The sequence below is a fragment of the Pseudomonas fildesensis genome, assembly GCF_001050345.1.
GTDB classification, from domain to species: Bacteria; Pseudomonadota; Gammaproteobacteria; order Pseudomonadales; family Pseudomonadaceae; genus Aquipseudomonas; species Aquipseudomonas fildesensis.
In genome coordinates this window covers 1-18738 of record NZ_LFMW01000003.1, presented here as the reverse complement: position 1 = coordinate 18738, position 18738 = coordinate 1, and the positions used below count along the sequence as shown (strand labels likewise).

The 18738-nt window shown below is 59.6% G+C and carries 17 protein-coding genes; 2 read left to right on the top strand and 15 right to left on the bottom strand.

Annotation, left to right across the window (positions count from 1 at the left end; all coding sequences use genetic code 11):
• Positions 1–23 precede the first annotated feature (23 nt).
• From ACR52_RS05555 to ACR52_RS05485, 15 genes are all read right to left on the bottom strand, one after another.
• A complete protein-coding gene (locus ACR52_RS05555) occupies positions 24–1406 on the bottom strand; it encodes a M16 family metallopeptidase (RefSeq protein ID WP_048721424.1) in 1383 nt (460 codons plus the stop codon).
• Between the two features lie 57 nt (positions 1407–1463).
• Positions 1464–3122 (bottom strand): Na/Pi cotransporter family protein, encoded by a 1659-nt coding sequence (locus tag ACR52_RS05550; RefSeq protein ID WP_048721421.1) that lies wholly within the window; start codon positions 3120–3122, stop codon positions 1464–1466.
• Positions 3123–3333: 211 nt separating this feature from the next.
• Positions 3334–4101, bottom strand: a complete 768-nt coding sequence (locus ACR52_RS05545; protein ID WP_048721419.1) for a TerC family protein — start codon at positions 4099–4101, stop codon at positions 3334–3336.
• A gap of 64 nt (positions 4102–4165) precedes the next feature.
• Positions 4166–5473, bottom strand: a complete 1308-nt coding sequence (locus tag ACR52_RS05540) for a CitMHS family transporter (protein WP_048721415.1) — start codon at positions 5471–5473, stop codon at positions 4166–4168.
• Positions 5474–5713: 240 nt separating this feature from the next.
• The gene (locus ACR52_RS05535) at positions 5714–7675 is read right to left on the bottom strand and encodes a DUF7844 domain-containing protein (RefSeq protein WP_048721412.1); all 1962 of its coding nucleotides are present in this window, start codon (positions 7673–7675) and stop codon (positions 5714–5716) included.
• The gene (locus ACR52_RS05530) at positions 7672–7992 is read right to left on the bottom strand and encodes a DUF2388 domain-containing protein (RefSeq protein ID WP_048721410.1); all 321 of its coding nucleotides are present in this window, start codon (positions 7990–7992) and stop codon (positions 7672–7674) included. The genes ACR52_RS05535 and ACR52_RS05530 overlap by 4 nt, the downstream gene beginning before the upstream one ends.
• Before the next feature lie 26 nt (positions 7993–8018).
• Positions 8019–8327, bottom strand: a complete 309-nt coding sequence (locus tag ACR52_RS05525; protein WP_048721406.1) for a DUF2388 domain-containing protein — start codon at positions 8325–8327, stop codon at positions 8019–8021.
• A gap of 106 nt (positions 8328–8433) precedes the next feature.
• On the bottom strand, positions 8434–8754 hold the full coding sequence (locus tag ACR52_RS05520; RefSeq protein WP_048721403.1) for a DUF2388 domain-containing protein: 321 nt from the start codon (positions 8752–8754) through the stop codon (positions 8434–8436).
• Between the two features lie 159 nt (positions 8755–8913).
• A complete protein-coding gene (locus ACR52_RS05515; protein ID WP_048721400.1) occupies positions 8914–9099 on the bottom strand; it encodes a DUF1127 domain-containing protein in 186 nt (61 codons plus the stop codon).
• A 262-nt stretch (positions 9100–9361) separates the two neighbouring features.
• Positions 9362–9577, bottom strand: coding sequence for a DUF1127 domain-containing protein (locus ACR52_RS05510; protein WP_048721398.1), 216 nt, complete (start codon positions 9575–9577; stop codon positions 9362–9364).
• Between the two features lie 318 nt (positions 9578–9895).
• On the bottom strand, positions 9896–11389 hold the full coding sequence (locus ACR52_RS05505; protein WP_048721396.1) for an acetyl-CoA hydrolase/transferase family protein: 1494 nt from the start codon (positions 11387–11389) through the stop codon (positions 9896–9898).
• A 237-nt stretch (positions 11390–11626) separates the two neighbouring features.
• Complete coding sequence (locus ACR52_RS05500) at positions 11627–13063, bottom strand: NAD(P)(+) transhydrogenase (Re/Si-specific) subunit beta (RefSeq protein WP_048721393.1); 1437 nt, start codon at positions 13061–13063, stop codon at positions 11627–11629.
• A complete protein-coding gene (locus ACR52_RS05495; RefSeq protein WP_048721391.1) occupies positions 13060–13383 on the bottom strand; it encodes an NAD(P) transhydrogenase subunit alpha in 324 nt (107 codons plus the stop codon). Before ACR52_RS05495 ends, ACR52_RS05500 begins: the two co-directional genes overlap by 4 nt.
• A 15-nt stretch (positions 13384–13398) precedes the next feature.
• Positions 13399–14520, bottom strand: a complete 1122-nt coding sequence (locus ACR52_RS05490; RefSeq protein WP_048721389.1) for a Re/Si-specific NAD(P)(+) transhydrogenase subunit alpha — start codon at positions 14518–14520, stop codon at positions 13399–13401.
• Positions 14521–14972: 452 nt separating this feature from the next.
• The gene (locus tag ACR52_RS05485; protein ID WP_048721387.1) at positions 14973–15872 is read right to left on the bottom strand and encodes a LysR family transcriptional regulator; all 900 of its coding nucleotides are present in this window, start codon (positions 15870–15872) and stop codon (positions 14973–14975) included.
• Positions 15873–16029: 157 nt separating this feature from the next.
• Between ACR52_RS05485 and ACR52_RS05480 the strand changes: the two genes are divergently transcribed.
• Both ACR52_RS05480 and ACR52_RS05475 read left to right on the top strand, forming a co-directional pair.
• Positions 16030–17211, top strand: a complete 1182-nt coding sequence (locus tag ACR52_RS05480) for an acyl-CoA dehydrogenase (protein WP_048721385.1) — start codon at positions 16030–16032, stop codon at positions 17209–17211.
• Positions 17212–17224: 13 nt separating this feature from the next.
• Positions 17225–18445 (top strand): CaiB/BaiF CoA transferase family protein, encoded by a 1221-nt coding sequence (locus tag ACR52_RS05475; protein WP_048721383.1) that lies wholly within the window; start codon positions 17225–17227, stop codon positions 18443–18445.
• The last annotated feature ends 293 nt before the right edge of the window (positions 18446–18738 follow it).

Genomic DNA, 18738 nt, shown 5'->3' with positions numbered 1-18738 from the left:
TTAGCCCTGGGTACGGTGCCTCATTACGTGATCCGTTTGCGATAACTGCGTACGCCGATCAACACAATGGCGATCAGCACCAGCACGCCGGCAGCGATCCAGTTGAGCATGTCGTAGCTCAGCAGTGGTTTCTCGATGCGCCAGTAACCCGGCTGTTTGAAGACTTCGCGCATGGCCTGGTTGGTCTGCTCCAGGCTCACGGCCTTGATGCGCTTGACCGGGTCGCTGATACGTCCCTTGGCATAGTCACCCGAGGCGCTCCAGTAATAGTCGGCCAGCGCGCTGTTGCCCTGCACCGCCCAGGCCTGGCGCGCGATCGCGGCTTGTTGCAGTCGGGCGAACACCGCCGGCTCGAGGCCGTCCTTGAGCAACTGCGCCTTGAGGTCTTGCAGAACCTGCTCGGCTTCGGGGAGGTTTTCCCGTTCGAGATCGGCATTCAGACTGAGGAAGCCGACACCGCCGAGCACTTCGCGTTCGCTCCACGGGCCGTAGGACAACCCGTGCTTGAGGCGCAATTGGCGGTACAGCGCCCAGTCGAGGTAGTCCTTGAGCAGGTCGTAGGTTTCATCATGCTGGTCGTCCAGCATCGGTTCGGGAAACAGCCAGTGCAGTTTGGCGCTGTCACCGACCCAGCCGTGTATCAGGTCGCGGTGGCTGGCGGCGGCGTGCTGGATGTCCGGCAGGGGCAAGTGCTCGGTAGGATCGACGGGGTCGAGTTCGCCATAGGTGCGTTCCAGGTAGGCCGGCAGCAGTTTGTCGAGGTCGCCGACGATGATCAGGGTCATGTTGTTGGGGGCGTACCAATTCTTGCGCAGCTTCTCCAGTTGGTCGCGGGTCAGGTGGCCGACTTCGGCGCGTTCGGCACACTTGAGGCCCAGCTCGATCGCTAATTGGTTACTGGCGGTGTGGCCCAGGTCCTGGCGGTCCAGCAGGCGTTGGAGGTGTGAGTAATGGCCGCCGTCTTCGCGCTCGACCACCTGCTTGGCCGCGTTGATATTCGCGTCGGTCAGTTCGGTGCGGGTGATGATCGCCAGCAGCAGGTCGAGCACCTTGCGCTGGTTTTGCGCGGGTGCCTCGATCACGAAGGTGGTGTCGGCATTGCTGGTGTAGGCGTTCCACTCGCCGCCCAAGGCCTGCATGCGGTCTTCCAGGTCGCCTTCGCCGCCGCCGTCGATGCCGCTGAACAGCAGATGTTCGAGCAGGTGCGGCAGTTCCTTGTCCTCGCAACTGAAGTCATCCAGGCCAACACCCACCACCAGACGAATGGCCACGTGCCCGCGCTCGGTGCCCGGTTTGAGCAGTAATTGCAGGCCGTTGGGCAAGGTGTAGCCCTCGACTTGCAGGCGGTCAAAGGCAAAGGCGTGTGCAGAGCCCATGAGCAGGCAGGCGAATAACAGGCGACGCATAACTGGCTTCCTGGCGAGTGAGGTCAGCTTTAACTGACTTCACGGGCCATCGTACGTTCAGGGCGAATGCGTAATGTCGGCAATATCTTCGGCGGAGAGCGCGCCGGTGTCGGACGTTTCCAACACTACATAGGCACTGCTGCAAAACAACGAGTTCAAGCGTTTCATGTCGGCAATCAGTTCCAGGTGCAGGGAGCTGGTCTCCAGGCTTTGCACGACTTTACGCTGCAGGCGGCTGACGTGAGCGTGGGCCAGGCGGCGTTCCTGGGCGCGGAAGCGGCGTTTTTCGCGCAGTAATTGGCGAGCGCTTTCCGGGTCGGCGCTGAGGAAGACCGACAGGCCAAGACGCAGGTTGGCGATCAACTGGCTGTGCAGGCCGGCGAGTTCTTCCAGGCCCACTTCGGAGAACTGGCGGCGCTGGGAGGTTTTCTGCTGCTGGACTTTGCGCAGCATGCGTTCGATGAGGTCGCCGGCCAACTTCAGGTTGATCGACAGCTCGATGATTTCAGCCCAGCGTCGGCTGTCCTGTTCACTGAGGTCTTCGCGTGGCATTTGCGCCAGGTAGAGTTTGATCGCGCTGTAGAGCGCCTCGACGTCGTCGCTGAGGCTGCGCATTTCCTGGGTGATGGCGGTTTGTTTGCCGCGCAGGACTTCCAGCATCGCGGCGAGCATGTTGTCGATCAGGTCACCCAGGCGCAGGGTTTCCCGCGCGGCGTTGGTCAAGGCCAGGCTCGGTGTGGCCAGGGCTGCAAGATCAAGGTGACGGGGCTTGGCTTTGCCGTTGACCTCTTCATGCTCGGGCAGCAGCCACGCGCACAGACGGGCCATCGGGCCGATGGTGGGCAGCAGGATGAGGCAGCGGCTGACGTTGTAGAGCAGGTGGAAGGTGATGACCATGCCTTGGGCGCTGTAGTCCAGGCCGTCCATCCAGAGTACGAGCGGGTCAAGTACCGGGATGATCAGCAGCAGGCCGATCAATTTGTACAGCAGGCTGCCCAGCGCCACTTGGCGACCGGCGGCGTTCTGCATGCTGGTGCTGAGGAACGCGAGCACGCCGCTGCCGATGTTGGCGCCGATCACCAGGCCGATGGCCACGTGCAGGCTGATTACGCCGGCACCGGCAAGGGTTGCGGTCAGCAGGACGGCGGCCAGGCTGGAGTAGGAAATCATCGCGAACAAGGCGCCGACCAGGGCGTCGAGCAGGATGTCGCCGGTCAACGAGGCGAACAGCACTTTCACACCCTGGGCGTGGGTGATCGGCCCAGCGGCTTCGACGATCAATTGCAGCGCGAGGATGATCAGCCCGAGGCCGATCCCTACCCGGCCCAACTGCCCTGCCCGCGTCTGTTTGCGCGACAGGAAGAAAATCACCCCGAGAAAGATCAGCAGCGGCGACAGCCACGACAGGTCGAACGTCAGCACCCGGGCCATCAACGCGGTACCGACATCGGCGCCTAACATGGTGGCCAGGGCGGGCATCAGGCCCATCAGCCCTTGGCCGACAAAGGAGGTGACCAGCATCGCCGTGGCGTTGCTGCTCTGCACCATGGCCGTCACCAGGATACCGGCGACAAAAGCCAGCCAGCGCTTGGACATGTTATGCCCGATGACTTGACGCAAGTTGGAACCGTAGACCCGCAGGATGCCGGTACGGACGATATGCGTGCCCCAGATAAGCAGGGTCACGGCGGAAAGCAGATTGAGCAAGGTCAGCATGCTCGGCCCCCCGTGTGGGTGCGCTCCAACAGGAGCAAAGGAGAATTGCCGCGTGCCGTTCTACGTCTTGTACTTAAGCTGTAGTTGGCGAATGGGCTGTGCGCCAGCATCGCATAGCTAAAGTGGGGATTGAAACAAAACTGTCATGAAATCAATTTTTTGCAGATGAAAAAATGGGGCGCGAACGCCCCATTTCAGCAGCGGGTCAGGTTTATTGACCCGGAATGTCCTTGCGCAGTTTCACAGGGTCCTGCTGTTTCCTCTTTTTCGCGATGGCGGTGCGCATCTTGATGTTGACCGCTTCCACCGCCAGCGAGAACGCCATGGCGAAGTAGACGTAGCCTTTTGGCACGTGCACGTCGAAGGATTCGGCGATCAGCACGGTACCCACCACCAGCAGGAACGACAGCGCGAGCATTTTCAGCGACGGGTGCTTGTCGATGAAGTCGCTGATGGTGCCGGCAGCCAGCATCATCACCAGTACCGCGACGATGATCGCAGCAACCATCACAGGCACGTGGGAAACCATGCCGACAGCGGTGATCACCGAGTCCAGGGAGAACACGATGTCGATGATCGCGATCTGGATGATGGTGTAGATGAACTTGCCACCCTTGCCACCTGGCTCTTCGTGGGTTTCGTCTTCACCTTCCAGAGCGTGGTACATCTCCTGGGAGCTTTTCCACAACAGGAACAGGCCACCGAAGAACAGGATCAGGTCGCGGCCGGAGATGCCCTCGCCGAACACCACGAACAGGTCGTCGGTGAGGCGCATGACCCAAGTGATGGACAGCAGCAACAGAATTCGCGTGACCATGGCCAGGGCCAGGCCGAAGATCCGGGTGCGGGCCTGCATATGCTTGGGCATGCGGCTGACCAGGATCGAAATCATGATGATGTTATCGATGCCCAGGACGATCTCGAGGGCCGTCAGGGTGAAGAAGGCAATCCAGATTTCCGGATTGGTCAGCCATTCCATGTGTATTCCTTTGAGCAAGTGTTAAACCGCGCAAGCTGCAGCGCCGCGCGGTGAGTCGGTAGGATTATAGAGTGCTGAACAGCGGAAAAATCCCCATCAGCAATGCGGCGAACATTATGCACAGGCAAACCAGTACTGCCCACTTCAGGGTGAAGCGCTGATGATCGCCAAACTCGATACCGGCCAGGGCCACCAACAGGTAGGTCGATGGGACCAGCGGGCTGAGCAAGTGCACGGGTTGGCCAACGATAGAGGCACGGGCCATTTCCACGGCGGTGATGCCGTAATGGCTGGCTGCTTCGGCCAGTACCGGTAGCACGCCGTAGTAGAACGCATCGTTGGACATGAAGAAGGTAAACGGCATGCTCACCAGTGCGGTGATCACTGCCAGGTAAGGGCCCAGCGCGTCAGGGATGACCGCCAGCAGGCTCTTGGACATGGCGTCGACCATGCCGGTGCCCGACAGGATGCCGGTGAAGATACCGGCGGCGAAGATCAGCCCCACTACCGCCAATACGCTGCCGGCGTGGGCGGCGACGCGGTCTTTCTGCTGTTGCAGGCACGGGTAGTTGACGATCATCGCGATACTGAACGCCACCATGAACAGCACTGGCAGCGGCAACAGGCCGGCGATCAGGGTGCACATCAGGGCCAGCGTCAGGGCGCCGTTGAACCAGATCAGCTTTGGACGGCGGGCATCCGGAAATTGCGAAACACTGATCTCGCTGTGATCGATCTCGTCGCCCTGCAGGTGCAGTTCACCCAAACGAGCGCGTTCGCGCTTGCCGTACATGTAGGCGATCACCAGGATCGCGACCACACCGGCCAGCATCGCCGGGATCATCGGCACGAAAATATCCGACGGGTCCACATGCAGCGCACTGGCGGCGCGGGCGGTCGGACCACCCCAGGGGGTCATGTTCATCACGCCACCGGCGAGGATGATCAGGCCGGCCATGATCCGCGGGCTCATGCCGATGCGCTTGTACAGCGGCAACATGGCGGCCACGCAGATCATGTAGGTGGTGGCGCCGTCACCGTCGAGGGACACCACCAGAGCCAGCACGGCGGTACCGACGGAGACTTTCAGCGGGTCGCCCTTGACCAGTTTGAGGATCTTGCGCACGGCCGGGTCAAACAGGCCGGAGTCGATCATCAGGGCAAAGTAGAGGATGGCGAACATCAGCATCACGCCGGTCGGCGCGAGCTTGGTGATGCCTTCGAGCATCATCGGGCCGATCTTCGGTGCGAAACCGCCGAACAGCGCGAACAGGATAGGCACGATGATCAAGGCGATCAGCGCGGACAGGCGCTTGGTCATGATCAGGAACATGAACGTGATGACCATGGCAAAGCCAAGGAAAGTCAGCATAGGAATACTCCAGGCGTAGCGCGGCTAGGGAATGGCGAACCGGTTGGGGTCAGCGCAGAACGAAAGGCACGAGGCGTACGGGTGGAGTTGGGACGAACAGGCGGGTACGGGCGGACATCGGGAATCACCATTGTTGTTGTTAACGGCCGGTCTATTGCCGGCAGTGGGGGCGATCCTAGTCTGGGAACCTTTCAGCCAGCTTTCGCCGGGAAAACAGATGATGAAGGGTTGTCTGGCATGTCAGGGCAGTTCCAGCCCTCCCGCCGCCTTGTGCAGTGCCCGCAAATGCTCGCCAACTTCCTTGAGGTTGGCTTCGCAGGCGGCAATTTCGGCGGCGCGGGAAGGCTCCAGCAGCGCCCTCACCTCTTTATCCAGCTCGCCGGTCAAGGATTGCAGCTGCTTCTGGCGCTCGGCGCTTTCCGATTCCAGGCGTTTGGATTCCGACGTTTGCGGCAGGCCGTAGCCGCCGCTGCCCAACAGTTCTGCCGGGCGACTGAGAAAGCCGCTGTTGGCGAGGATTTGTTGCAAGGTCGCGTTGGCCTTCTCCATGCCGCCGTTTTTCAGCTCGCGGGCACCGAGGTAGCGTTGTTTGACTTCGTCCTGGGCCAACATCAGTTGCTTGCGAAAGCTCGCTTGTTCCAGCAACAACAACGCGGCGCTGGTGCGCAAGTCGGCCTGGGCGAACCACAGGCGGCGTTCGGCTGCGCTCAGCGCTAACCAGTCTTCAACCTGAGTCTGTTTGATCGGCAAGTGTTTGCGCAGCACATCGAACATGGCCTGGTAGCGCTCGCGGAACGAGTCGAAGTGATAACCCAGGCGCAACGCCTCGCGCTTGTCGTTCAGCACGCTGGTGTCGGCCAGGCCGCGCGCCTGCAGTACTTCGAGCAAACCATTGGGGGTGATGTTGTCCAGGCCGGTCAGTTGCGGGTTGGCGCTGCCGCTGCGCAACAGCTTCAAACTTTCGACGGCGCAATTGTTGGAAATGAAGAAGTAGTTGCCGTCGTAGCTCCAGTGCATTTCAGCCGCGTGTTCGACGGTGTCGTTGATCTCTTGGCGTGACAGTTTCAACGGGACGGAGGCCAGGCCGCGCAGTTCGGTCTTGGTGTACTCGTCGATCACTTGGGCCAGCGGCAGTACGAACAGCCGTGACGGGTACTTGCCCACCAGGCCATCCCAGCTCGACAGCTGTACGTCACCGACGAAGGCGCGGTAGGACAGTACCAGATGCTGGTCCAGGTCCAGCCGACAATCCGGGCCTCGGGGACGACCGGGCGCGCAGATCACCAGGCGCAACATGCTGTGGCCCCAGCGGCTCACCAGGTTCTGGTTGGCTTCGGCCAGCAGGTAGTCGATTTCATACACGCGCTCGGGGTCGACCTGGCCTAGCGGCGTCTTGGCGAAATCGTTGCCGGCGTTGAGGAAGGCGTAGGTCTTGGCGCAGGTGTCCTGCTCGGGTGGGGCCCAGCCAAAGTGTTGTTTGTAATAGCGGAACAGCGCCGGGCGACGGCAGGCGTAGCTCGGGTCGAGGAGGAAATACTCCATGTTGACCGCCACGAATTCCAGCGGGCTGGTGGTTTCGTAGATGTCCGGGCTGCGTACGACCTGACGGTTGTGCTGCTCACGCTCGCCACGGCGGCCGACGTATTGCGGCCAGCCGGCGAGGTCCAGCAAGCGCGGGTCATCGCTGAGGGTGAAGCGCCGATCGTTCTGGCCTCGGCATTGATCGGGCAGGCCGATCAGGCCGGTGATGCTGTTCTGGCGGCTGCAACGCTGGATCAGCGCGCGCTCGTCGTTGGGCCACAGCCGCGCGCGGTCATAGATGTGAGTCAGTTCATGCAGCACGGTGGCGAGCATCTCCCTGCGCACGGTGCCGTGGGGGCGATTGGTCTTTTGGGTGGCGGCGCTGCCGCCGGTCAGGCTAGCGAGCAAGTTACTGTTTAGGTCCAGCTCGGACACCAGGGACGCCTGGCCGTAAGCGTTCTCGGGCATCTTGTCAGTCCAGCCGACATCGATGCGCCGGTCCAACTGCTCGATAAAGCGTGGCGGCAATGAACGCAGTGCTTCATCGAGCAATGCCTGGCTGGCCTGCTGTTCGGCCGGGCTCAAGCCGTCGGTCTTGAGCCGCAGTTGCAGGCTGGCCTGGGCTGCGCCGGCACACAGCAGCACAGTCCCGGCCAAGAGCCAGGTGGCAAGGTGCCTCACAGCGCGAGAATGGCTTCGGCGAGGGTCTGGTCACTGGCATCGCGGGCTTCCGGTACGCGGGTTCGCAGCGTATCGAAGGCCGCTTCGAGCTGCGCGCCGCGGATTGCGCCATTAGTGGCGACGAAACTGGCAGCATCATCGTGGGCTTCGCGCACGACTTTGGAGTCACGGATGGAGGTGGTGGTGTCCGAGGTGAAATCGATAGTGCGGCCTGAGGCGCGAACAATGATGTTACTGGTGGCCACCAGGGTTTGTGCCTGGGCAACGTCGGCCAACAACAGCAGGCCAAGGGTGGCGGCAATCAGCGGGCTACGCATGGAATGACTCCGAAATACAAAGATGATTATTGGACGAGAATTGCTTGCGCCAGTTCAAGGTCGCTGGCGTTAAGTTTTGGCCTGGTTCGGCGCAGGTAATCCAGCGCTGACTCCAGCCGGGCTCCCCGCCATTGGCCGTCAGTGGCAATGAAAGCGGCAGCGTCATCCTGGGCGGCCAGTACCCACTTTCTATCAAAGGGCGCGGAGGTCACCTTGCTGGTGGCATACGCGCTCACAACGGTGCTCTGGATGGACAGGTCAAAGGCCGAAGCCAATGGCGACCAGCAGGCAGAAAACATCACAGGAACAATCAACAGGCGGTATGAAAAAGCCATGGGACTCGACAACTGAAAGCGAGCGCCAAGGCTACTGCAATGCCCGGGCGAGAGCCAGCGCCGAGGCGTCCGGGAGCGGCTGGCGCTCCCTTCGTGTTACCCGCAGTCAGATAGCCAGGATGGCCTGTGCCAACTGTGCGTCGGTCGCGATGTTCAGTTGCGGAGCTTGTTGGCGGATTTGTGCCAGGGCGCTTTCCAGCTTCACGCCACGGATGGCGCCTTCACTGGCGACGAAGCTGGCGGCGTCGTCACGGGCGGCGCGTACCACCTTGTTGTCACGCAGGGAGGACGTGGCATCGGAACTGGCGTCGGAGGTGGCTTTAAGTGCGCCGACAATCGAGTCGGTGGTCACGATGAAACTGCTCGCGGTGGCGTTGGCAGCCAGGGCCAACAGGGCGGCAGCACTCAGCAGGCGAAGACGGGACATGGGGTGACTCCTGTAGATGAACAAATAAAGCGGCGCAGAACGGCCACTGTGAAACGGACATTGTTGCCATTGGGCATCAGACGCCCGTTCTACAAGGTTCGCCACGTGGTGAGGGGATATTAAGCCGACGCTTGTCCGTTCGGGAAGCCTCTTGACCGTCTAGTCACGCCAGAACGGCTTGGACAGCTCAGCCATTCGATCGCCCTGGCTGATACCAGCATCGGACAATTCTCGCGGATCGAGTTGGGCCAACTGGCGACGCTCATGGCTATGGCGCATCCACCTGACGAATGCGCGGGCTGCGCGGCTCAGCAGTCGTTTATAGGGCGAGGTGAGGGTATTCATGAGGTGTCCCTTTCATGAAGTGTTGGAACACCATGTTGGGCGGCCTGTTTCTACCGATACAGATACACCGAGGCTAAATTGTACTGCTTAATTGTTATGTTTTTTAAACTGTACCTGTTTATATGACAGGCTTCTGTTTGGCGGCTGAAAACCCAAATCCCGGAAACAGCAAAGCCCGCCTCCGGTTACCCGGGGCGGGCTTTGCTTTGACAAATCTGAGTGCTGGCGGTGGACCCGGTGGGTCAGGGCCAGCGAGCGCCAATTAGCGCCAGAACGGCTTGCTCAGCTCTTCGTAGCGTTGAGCTTCGCTGATACCTGCGTCAGCCAGCAGACGCGAATCCAGACGAGCCAGTTGATGGCGGCTGGAGATGCGGCGCTGCCACAACATCAGGTTGGCGAGAACGCGCAAAGGCATGGAAGCCTGGGTGTTTACAGCTTTTTCTTCGAAGAACAGATCGGAACTGAGTGTACGTTCCATGATGACATCCTTCCGCTTGTGGCGGGATTAGGTAGTGGTTTAACTGATGCCAATGATCCTCCTCCCGCGCAAGACTCTCTAGATACAGTTCACCTGTATTGTGAGGGGCCAGTTAACTGTTTATAGCGGCTGTACTGTACGGAAATGGGGCAACTGTACCTGTCTGCACTCAAACAGTGCGAAATAGGCAAATTCGTCTGTGGGTGTGGGATATTTCGGTAGGAAATGACCAGTACAGCAGTACAGTTTTCTGAGAAAGTGACCTGGATACAGTCGAGCTGATGAAACTGTATTTGCATCAGCCCGAATCTGTATCAATCAAGCCTTGAGCATATGCCCGGTTTCTTCCAGATTGATGTGCCAACTCAGGGCTTCGCGAAGGATATGCGGGGTGTGCCCGCCGATCGCTCGGGCGGTTTCGAAGTAAGTGTTCAGCGCATCGCGGTAGGCTGGGTGCACGCAGTTATCGATGATCACCCGCGCGCGTTCGCGTGGAGCCAGGCCCCGCAGGTCGGCCAGGCCAATCTCGGTCACCAGGATGTCGACATCATGCTCAGTGTGGTCCACATGGCTGACCATCGGCACCACGCTGGAAATCGCGCCCCCCTTGGCAATCGACTTGGTCACGAAGATCGCCAAGTGTGCGTTGCGTGCGAAGTCGCCGGAGCCACCAATGCCGTTCATCATCCGCGTGCCGCAAATGTGTGTGGAGTTGACGTTGCCGTAGATATCGAACTCCAGCGCCGTGTTGATACCGATAATGCCCAGTCGGCGGACCACTTCCGGGTGGTTGGAGATCTCTTGCGGGCGCAGTACCAGCTTGTCCTTGTAGTGTTCGAGGTTGCCGAACACGTCGGCATTGCGCCGCTCCGACAACGTGATCGAACTGCCGGAGGCGAAGCTCAGCTTGCCGGCGTCGATCAGGTCAAACGTCGAATCCTGCAACACTTCCGAGTACATGGTCAGGTCTTCGAACGGCGAGTCGATCAGGCCGCACATCACTGCGTTGGCGATATTGCCAATCCCGGCCTGCAGCGGGCCGAGCTTGTTGGTCATGCGGCCGGCGTCCACTTCCTGCTTGAGAAAGTTGATCAGGTGATCCGCGATCGCCTGGGTGTCGCTGTCGGGCGGCGTCACGGTGGAGGCGGAGTCGGCCTGGTTGGTGATCACGATGGCGACGATTTTTTCCGGCGGGATCGGGATCGCGGTGCTGCCGATGCGGTCGTCGACTTTCACCAACGGGATCGGCGTGCGGGTGGGCCGGTAGGTCGGGATATAGATGTCGTGCAACCCCTCCAGGTTTGGGTTGTGCGCCAGGTTGATCTCGACGATCACTTGTTTGGCGAAAATCGCGAAGCTGGCCGAGTTGCCCACGGACGTAGTCGGCACGATGTGGCCCTGTTCGGTGATCGCGACAGCTTCGATCACGGCAATGTCCGGCAGCTTGAGCTGGTTATTGCGCAGTTGTTCGACGGTTTCCGACAAGTGCTGATCGATAAACATCACCTCGCCGGCATTGATCGCCTTGCGCAGGGTGCTGTCGACCTGAAACGGCATGCGTCGGGACAGCACGCCGGCTTCGGTCAGTTGCTTGTCCAGGTCGTTGCCCAGGCTGGCGCCGGTCATCAAGGTGATTTTCAGCGGGGAGGTCTTGGCGCGTTCGGCCAGGGCGTGGGGGACGGCCTTGGCTTCACCGGCACGGGTGAAGCCGCTCATGCCGACGGTCATGCCGTCCTCGATCAGTGCGGCGGCGTCTGCCGCACTCATGACCTTGTTCAACAGCGACGGCAAGCGGATACGATCACGGTACATGGATTGTTATCTCGGGCTACGGAGGCAAGGTGCGCAGTTTAGTGATTTCAAAAAGTTTCGGCCCGCTACCATGGTCGAATGCCGGGTAGCGATTTAGAGTCTTTGGTCGGGTTTCATGTGAGTGTGTAAAGCGGGACGCAGAGCATCCCTGGCTGCATTCCCACGCAGAGCATGGGAATGATAAAAAAACCCCAGCCTACAAGAGGCCAGAGTTTCGGGTATTGCGCTGGCGCAGTGTTATTCGACGGCCTTGACCATGTCTTCGATGACCTTTTTGGCGTCACCGAAGACCATCATGGTCTTGTCCAGATAGAACAACTCGTTGTCCAGGCCGGCATAGCCGCTGGCCATTGAGCGCTTGTTGACGATGATGGTCTTGGCTTTGAACGCTTCCAGAATCGGCATGCCAGCGATAGGCGATTTCGGGTCGTTCTTCGCGGCCGGGTTGACCACGTCGTTGGCGCCCAGTACCAGCACCACGTCGGCCTGGCCAAACTCGGAGTTGATATCTTCCATCTCGAACACTTGGTCGTAAGGCACTTCAGCCTCGGCCAGCAGCACGTTCATGTGCCCGGGCATGCGGCCGGCCACCGGGTGGATCGCGTACTTCACGGTCACGCCACGGTGGGTCAGCTTCTCGGTCAACTCTTTGAGCGCATGCTGCGCGCGTGCTACTGCCAGGCCATAGCCCGGTACGATGATTACCGTGTCGGCGTTGGTCAGCAGGAAGGTGGCGTCGTCGGCCGAACCGGACTTCACCGGGCGCGCTTCTTTCGAGCCTGCTGCGGCGCCGGCATCCGGCGTGTTGCCGAAACCGCCGAGCAATACATTAAAGAAGGAACGGTTCATCGCCTTGCACATGATGTACGAGAGGATCGCGCCGCTTGAGCCCACCAGGGAGCCTGCGATGATCAGCATCGAGTTGTTCAGCGAGAAGCCAATCCCTGCCGCTGCCCAGCCGGAGTAGCTGTTGAGCATCGAGACCACCACCGGCATATCGGCGCCGCCGATAGGGATGATGATCAGCACGCCGAGCACAAACGCCAGCGCCAGCATCAGCGCGAAGGCGGTGAGGTTGCCGGTGAACATGAACGCCAGGCCAAGGCCCAACGTTGCCAAGCCGAGCACCAGGTTCAGCTTGTGCTGCCCGCCGAACTGTACCGGTGCGCCCTGGAACAGGCGGAACTTGTACTTGCCTGACAGCTTGCCGAATGCGATTACCGAGCCGGAGAAGGTAATGGCACCGATGGCAGCGCCGAGGAACAGCTCCAGGCGGTTGCCCGCAGGAATCGAGTCGCCCAAGTGTTTGACGATGCCCAGGGACTGCGGCTCTACCACCGCTGCGATAGCGATAAACACTGCTGCCAGGCCGATCATGCTGTGCATGAAGGCCACCAGCTCCGGCATCTTGGTCATCTCTACACGCTTGGCCATGATCGAGCCGGCAGTGCCGCCGACCAGCAAGCCGACGATCACGTAGCCGATGCCGGCAGTCGCCAGCTCAGCGCCGAGCTTATAGATCAGGCCTACGGTGGTGAGCACGGCCAGTGCCATGCCGAGCATGCCGAACAAGTTGCCGGGCCGGGACGTGGTGGGGTGCGACAGGCCTTTGAGGGCCTGGATAAAGCAGATCGACGCGATCAGGTAGAGCGTCGTGACCAGATTCATGCTCATGCCGATGGCGCCTCTTCTTTTGCTTTCGGGGCTTTCTTCTTGAACATCTCAAGCATCCTGCGCGTCACCAGGAAGCCGCCGAACACATTGACCGCCGCCAGGGCCACGGCCAGGGTGCCCATGGTCTTGCCCAACGGTGTCACAGTGAGTGCTGCGGCGAGCATCGCGCCGACGATCACAATCGCCGAGATCGCGTTGGTCACCGCCATCAATGGCGTGTGCAGTGCGGGCGTAACGTTCCAGACCACGTGGTAACCGACGTAAATCGCCAGCACAAAGATGATCAGGTTGTAGATACCGGGGGAGATAAGCTCTTCCATCGTCTGAATCCCTGCTTAGGCGTTTTTGCGGATGACTTGGCCGTCGCGGCACATCAGGCACGCGGCGACGATGTCGTCTTCGAGGTTGATTTCAAACTGCCCTTCCTTGTTGAAGACCAGCTTCAGGAAGTCCAGCAGGTTGCGCGCATACAGGGCCGAAGCATCGGCGGCGACGGCACCTGCCAGGTTGGTCGGGCCGCAGATGATCACGCCATTTTCCACCACCACCTGGTCGGCGACCGTCAGCGGGCAGTTGCCACCCTGGGCAGCGGCGAGGTCGATGACCACCGAACCGGGTTTCATCTGCGCGACGGTGTCGGCACTCAACAGTGTTGGTGCCTTGCGGCCGGGGATCAGCGCGGTGGTGATGACGATGTCCGCTTGCTTCGCGCGTTCGTGCACAGCCAGGGCCTGGCGCTGCATCCAGCTGGTTGGCATCGGGCGTGCGTAACCGCCGACGCCGACGGCGCATTCACGCTCTTCATCGGTCTCGTAAGGCACGTCGACGAACTTGGCACCGAGAGATTCGATCTGCTCTTTTACCGCCGGGCGTACGTCAGACGCTTCGATAACCGCGCCCAGACGTTTCGCCGTGGCAATTGCCTGCAGGCCGGCGACGCCAGCACCTAGGATCAGCACGCGCGCGGCTTTCACTGTACCTGCAGCGGTCATCAGCATCGGCATAAAGCGCGGGTAGTGATGGGCGGCAAGCAACACGGCCTTGTAACCGGCGATGTTGGCTTGGGAGGACAGCACATCAAGGCTCTGGGCGCGCGACGTACGGGGTGCGGCTTCGAGCGCGAAGGCTGTGATGCCACGCTCGGCCAGCTTGGCAATGGTTTCGTTGCTGAACGGATTGAGCATGCCCACCAACACGGTGCCACTTTTAATCAGCGCCAGTTCGCTGTCGCTTGGGGCAACCACCTTGAGGATCAGCTCGGCGCCAAACGCATCGTTGGCACTGCCAATGGTGGCACCTGCTGTTTCGTAAGCACTGTCGACGACGCTGGCTTTAATACCTGCTCCGCTTTGTACAGTGACCTTATGGCCCTGGCCGATCAGCTTCTTGATGGTTTCCGGGGTGGCAGCCACCCGCGTTTCACCGGTCTGGGTTTCGAGAGGAACACCAATGTGCACGTCAAATCTCCTGCATGATCTTTTTGCTTTTGATCTTTTTGTAAAAAGGCCAGTGCACCGTGAGTGGCGCATCTGGGGCGGCCGATCAGCACGATCCCGCTGAAATGACAGCGGGGCGCGGCATTTTGCAGGCGAACTTTACGGCCTTCAAGGGATTATGACGGGTGACGAAAAATTAACTACAAGTCACCCTGTGACTGATTGTCGCAACACTTGGAAATAACCTCTTTAAATACAGGTGTTTAAAGGGCTAAAGGAGTTCAGTCGGCGTTTTTACATGGCCGGTGTGAATAGTCGGACATTGGCCGGTAATAGTCGCTACAGGCCATGAAAATCATGGCTTATAGCCTTGTTTATGGCTGACAAGTACAGTCTGTTGAAAAGCGACATATATGTATATCTGTAGGGTCATTAATTATTTGACTACAAGGTCAGATATCCGGGTGTGCCCTTTAAATGCTGGGGCTATAGCGTCGCGACGCGTCCATCAGCCAGTCCCTGAATGCATGTAATGACGCGGATTCGACCTTTCTCTCGGGAATCATCAGGTAATAAGCCTTCGAACTGCTCAGTGCCTTGGGGCTCGCGATCACCAGTTGCTGCTCTTCCAGCTCTCGTTGAATAAGAAAGGGTGGAATCAGCGCGATGCCCATGTCATGCATGGCCGCTTGGGACAACATCGAGAATAGCTCGTAACGGGGGCCTGTCATGTCGCGGGGCACGTTCAGCTGTTGGGCATTGAACCATTGGCGCCAGGCGTAAGGTCGGGTGGTCTGCTGCAGCAGTGGCAGCTCTGCGATGTCTTGAGCGCTGAAGTGCGTGTGGTTGCCCAGTAGCCGCGGGCTACACACGGGGACAGGGTTTTCTCCCATCAGTCTGTGAGATTCAGTGCCGGACCAATCGGCATCGCCAAAGTAGATCGCAGCGTCGAATTCGGTATCGGCAAATAGAAACGGCCGCGTGCGGTTGGTGAGGTTCACCGTGACTTCCGGGTGCTGGCGCTGAAAGTCCTTGAGGCGGGGGATTAGCCATTGGGTGCCAAAGGTCGGTACCACGGCCAGCTCGATGACGTTCGCGCCCTGCTGGCCCATAACTGACAAGGTGTCGCGTTCTACGGCATCCAATTGCGTCGCCACGCGACGGCTGTAGGACAGCCCTGCTTCTGTCAGTTTTACTCCGCGCCGCGAGCGCCGAAACAGCTCGACACTTAAAAACTCTTCAAGACTCGCGATTTGTCGACAGATGGCGCCCTGAGTGATGGAAAGCTCGTGTGCCGCCTTGGTAAAGCTCTCGTGGCGGGCCGCCGCTTCAAAGCTGACCAGGGCGGTAGTGCTGGGAATTTTTCTGCGCATGTACGTTGTGCTCACTTATAAAGCGCGTCTGCGACCATCTTCGTCTTTTCGAAGTGAGAAATTAGCACAACCCTATGCAGAAACCTCGTTTGCCCTCTGGGTTAGCCCGGCCTAGGCTGCAAGCACGACTTCTGATTTTTTCCGCGAGGGCTTATTCATGGCTGGCAAGGCAAGCTTCAACTGGATTGATCCACTGCTGCTGGATCAACAGCTCACCGAAGAAGAGCGCATGGTGCGCGACAGTGCCGAGCAGTTCGCCCAAGACAAGTTGGCACCCCGCGTGCTGGAAGCTTTCCGCCATGAAAAGACCGACCCTGCAATTTTCCGTGAAATGGGTGAAACCGGCTTGCTCGGCGCAATGATTCCGGAGCAGTACGGTGGCAGTGGTCTGAACTACGTCAGCTACGGGTTGATTGCGCGTGAAGTGGAACGTGTCGACTCCGGCTATCGCTCGATGATGAGTGTGCAATCGTCACTGGTCATGGTGCCGATCAATGAGTTCGGTACCGAAGCCCAAAAGCAGAAGTATCTGCCGAAACTGGCATCAGGCGAATGGATTGGCTGCTTTGGTCTCACCGAGCCCGACCACGGTTCAGACCCCGGCGCGATGATTACCCGTGCGCGCAAGGTGGATGGCGGCTACAGCCTGACCGGCGCAAAGATGTGGATCACCAACAGCCCGATCGCTGATGTGTTTGTGGTGTGGGGTAAGGACGATGCGGGCGATATCCGAGGTTTTGTCCTGGAAAAAGGTTGGAAAGGCCTGAGCGCTCCGGCGATTCACGGCAAGGTGGGGCTGCGGGCCTCCATCACTGGTGAGATTGTGATGGACAACGTGTTCGTGCCGGAAGAAAACATCTTCCCGGATGTGCGTGGTTTGAAAGGTCCCTTCACCTGCCTTAACTCGGCGCGGTACGGGATCTCCTGGGGGGCTTTGGGTGCTGCCGAGTCCTGCTGGCATACCGCTCGCCAGTACACCCTTGATCGTAAGCAGTTCGGCCGCCCCTTGGCAGCCACCCAACTGATTCAGAAGAAGCTGGCCGACATGCAAACCGAGATTACCCTGGCCCTGCAAGGCTGCCTGCGCCTCGGACGGATGAAGGATGAAGGCACTGCAGCGGTCGAGATCACATCGATCATGAAGCGCAACTCGTGCGGCAAGTCCCTGGATATCGCGCGCATGGCGCGGGACATGCTGGGCGGCAACGGCATCTCTGATGAATTCGGAGTGGCGCGTCATCTGGTCAACCTGGAGGTGGTAAACACCTACGAAGGTACCCATGACGTGCACGCCTTGATTCTGGGGCGCGCGCAAACCGGTCTTCAGGCGTTCTATTAATAGGAGCATGGGCATGGGCGCGCTTTCGCATCTGCGGGTGTTGGATCTATCGCGAGTATTGGCGGGCCCCTGGTCCGGGCAGATTCTTGCAGACCTTGGGGCTGAGGTGATCAAGGTCGAAAGGCCGGGTAATGGCGACGACACGCGCGCCTGGGGGCCGCCCTTCCTTAAGGATGCCTATGGAGAGAACACCAGTGAGGCGGCGTATTACCTGTCGGCCAACCGTAATAAAGAGTCAGTGACCATCGACTTCACGCGACCGGAGGGGCAGAAGCTGGTGCGTGATTTGGCGGCCAAGTCGGACATCCTTATCGAGAATTTCAAGGTGGGTGGTCTGGCAGCGTATGGGTTGGACTATGAGTCGCTCAGGGAGGTCAATCCGGAGTTGATCTATTGCTCGATCACGGGCTTCGGCCAGACGGGTCCTTACGCCGCTCGCGCCGGATATGACTTCATGATTCAAGGGCTGGGAGGGCTCATGAGTCTGACCGGTCGGCCAGAGGGGGATGAGGGGGCTGGGCCGGTCAAGGTTGGGGTAGCGGTGACCGACATCCTTACGGGGCTCTATTCGACCGTGGCTATCCTGGCGGCGCTAGCGCATCGAGATCACGACGGTGGTGGCCAGCATATCGATATGGCGCTACTGGATGTGCAGGTGGCGTGTCTCGCCAACCAGGCAATGAATTACCTGACGACGGGGGTGGCGCCAAAGCGCTTGGGTAATGCGCACCCGAATATCGTGCCTTATCAGGATTTCCCCACTGCCGATGGCGACTTCATTCTGACGGTGGGCAATGACGGGCAGTTTCGCAAGTTTGCTGAAGTGGCGGGCCAGCCGCAGTGGGCGGTTGATCCGCGTTTCGCGACTAATAAGGTGCGGGTTGCCAATCGTGCGGAGCTGATCCCGTTGATTCGTCAGGCCACGGTCTTCAAGACAACGGCGGAGTGGGTGTCGCAACTGGAACGGGTGGGTGTGCCGTGTGGGCCTATCAACGACCTGGCGCAGGTATTTGCCGATCCTCAGGTCAAGGCGCGTGGATTGGTGATGGAGCTGCCTCATGTACTGGCGGGGATGGTGCCTCAGGTTGCCAGTCCGATACGGCTGTCCAAGACGCCTGTGGAGTACCGTAGCGCGCCTCCTCTATTAGGGGAGCATACGGTTCAGGTGTTGCGGGGAGTGCTGGGGTTGGGGCCGGATAGTGTTGCGGCTTTGAAGGCGGCGGGGGTTATTTGAATCTTCTCTTCTATATAGAGGAAGCTGGCGAGGCCTTTTCCATGAATGTATTGGTGGTTTTTTAACCAAACATAACTAATTGATAGAAAAGACAAATTAAGGGTTGACGGCAGATCCTGGAAGTCTATAATTCGCCCCACTTCCGGCGCAGTCGAAACGGAAAACTCCTTGGTAAACAAAGAGTTATGCGAGATTCGACAGCGGGTTGCTTCAGTTCATCGAAGCCCAGAAGGAGTTGATAGAGCGGTGTAGTTTGGCTCTATTAACGTTTCGATCCTCTCGGTCGAAAGCGG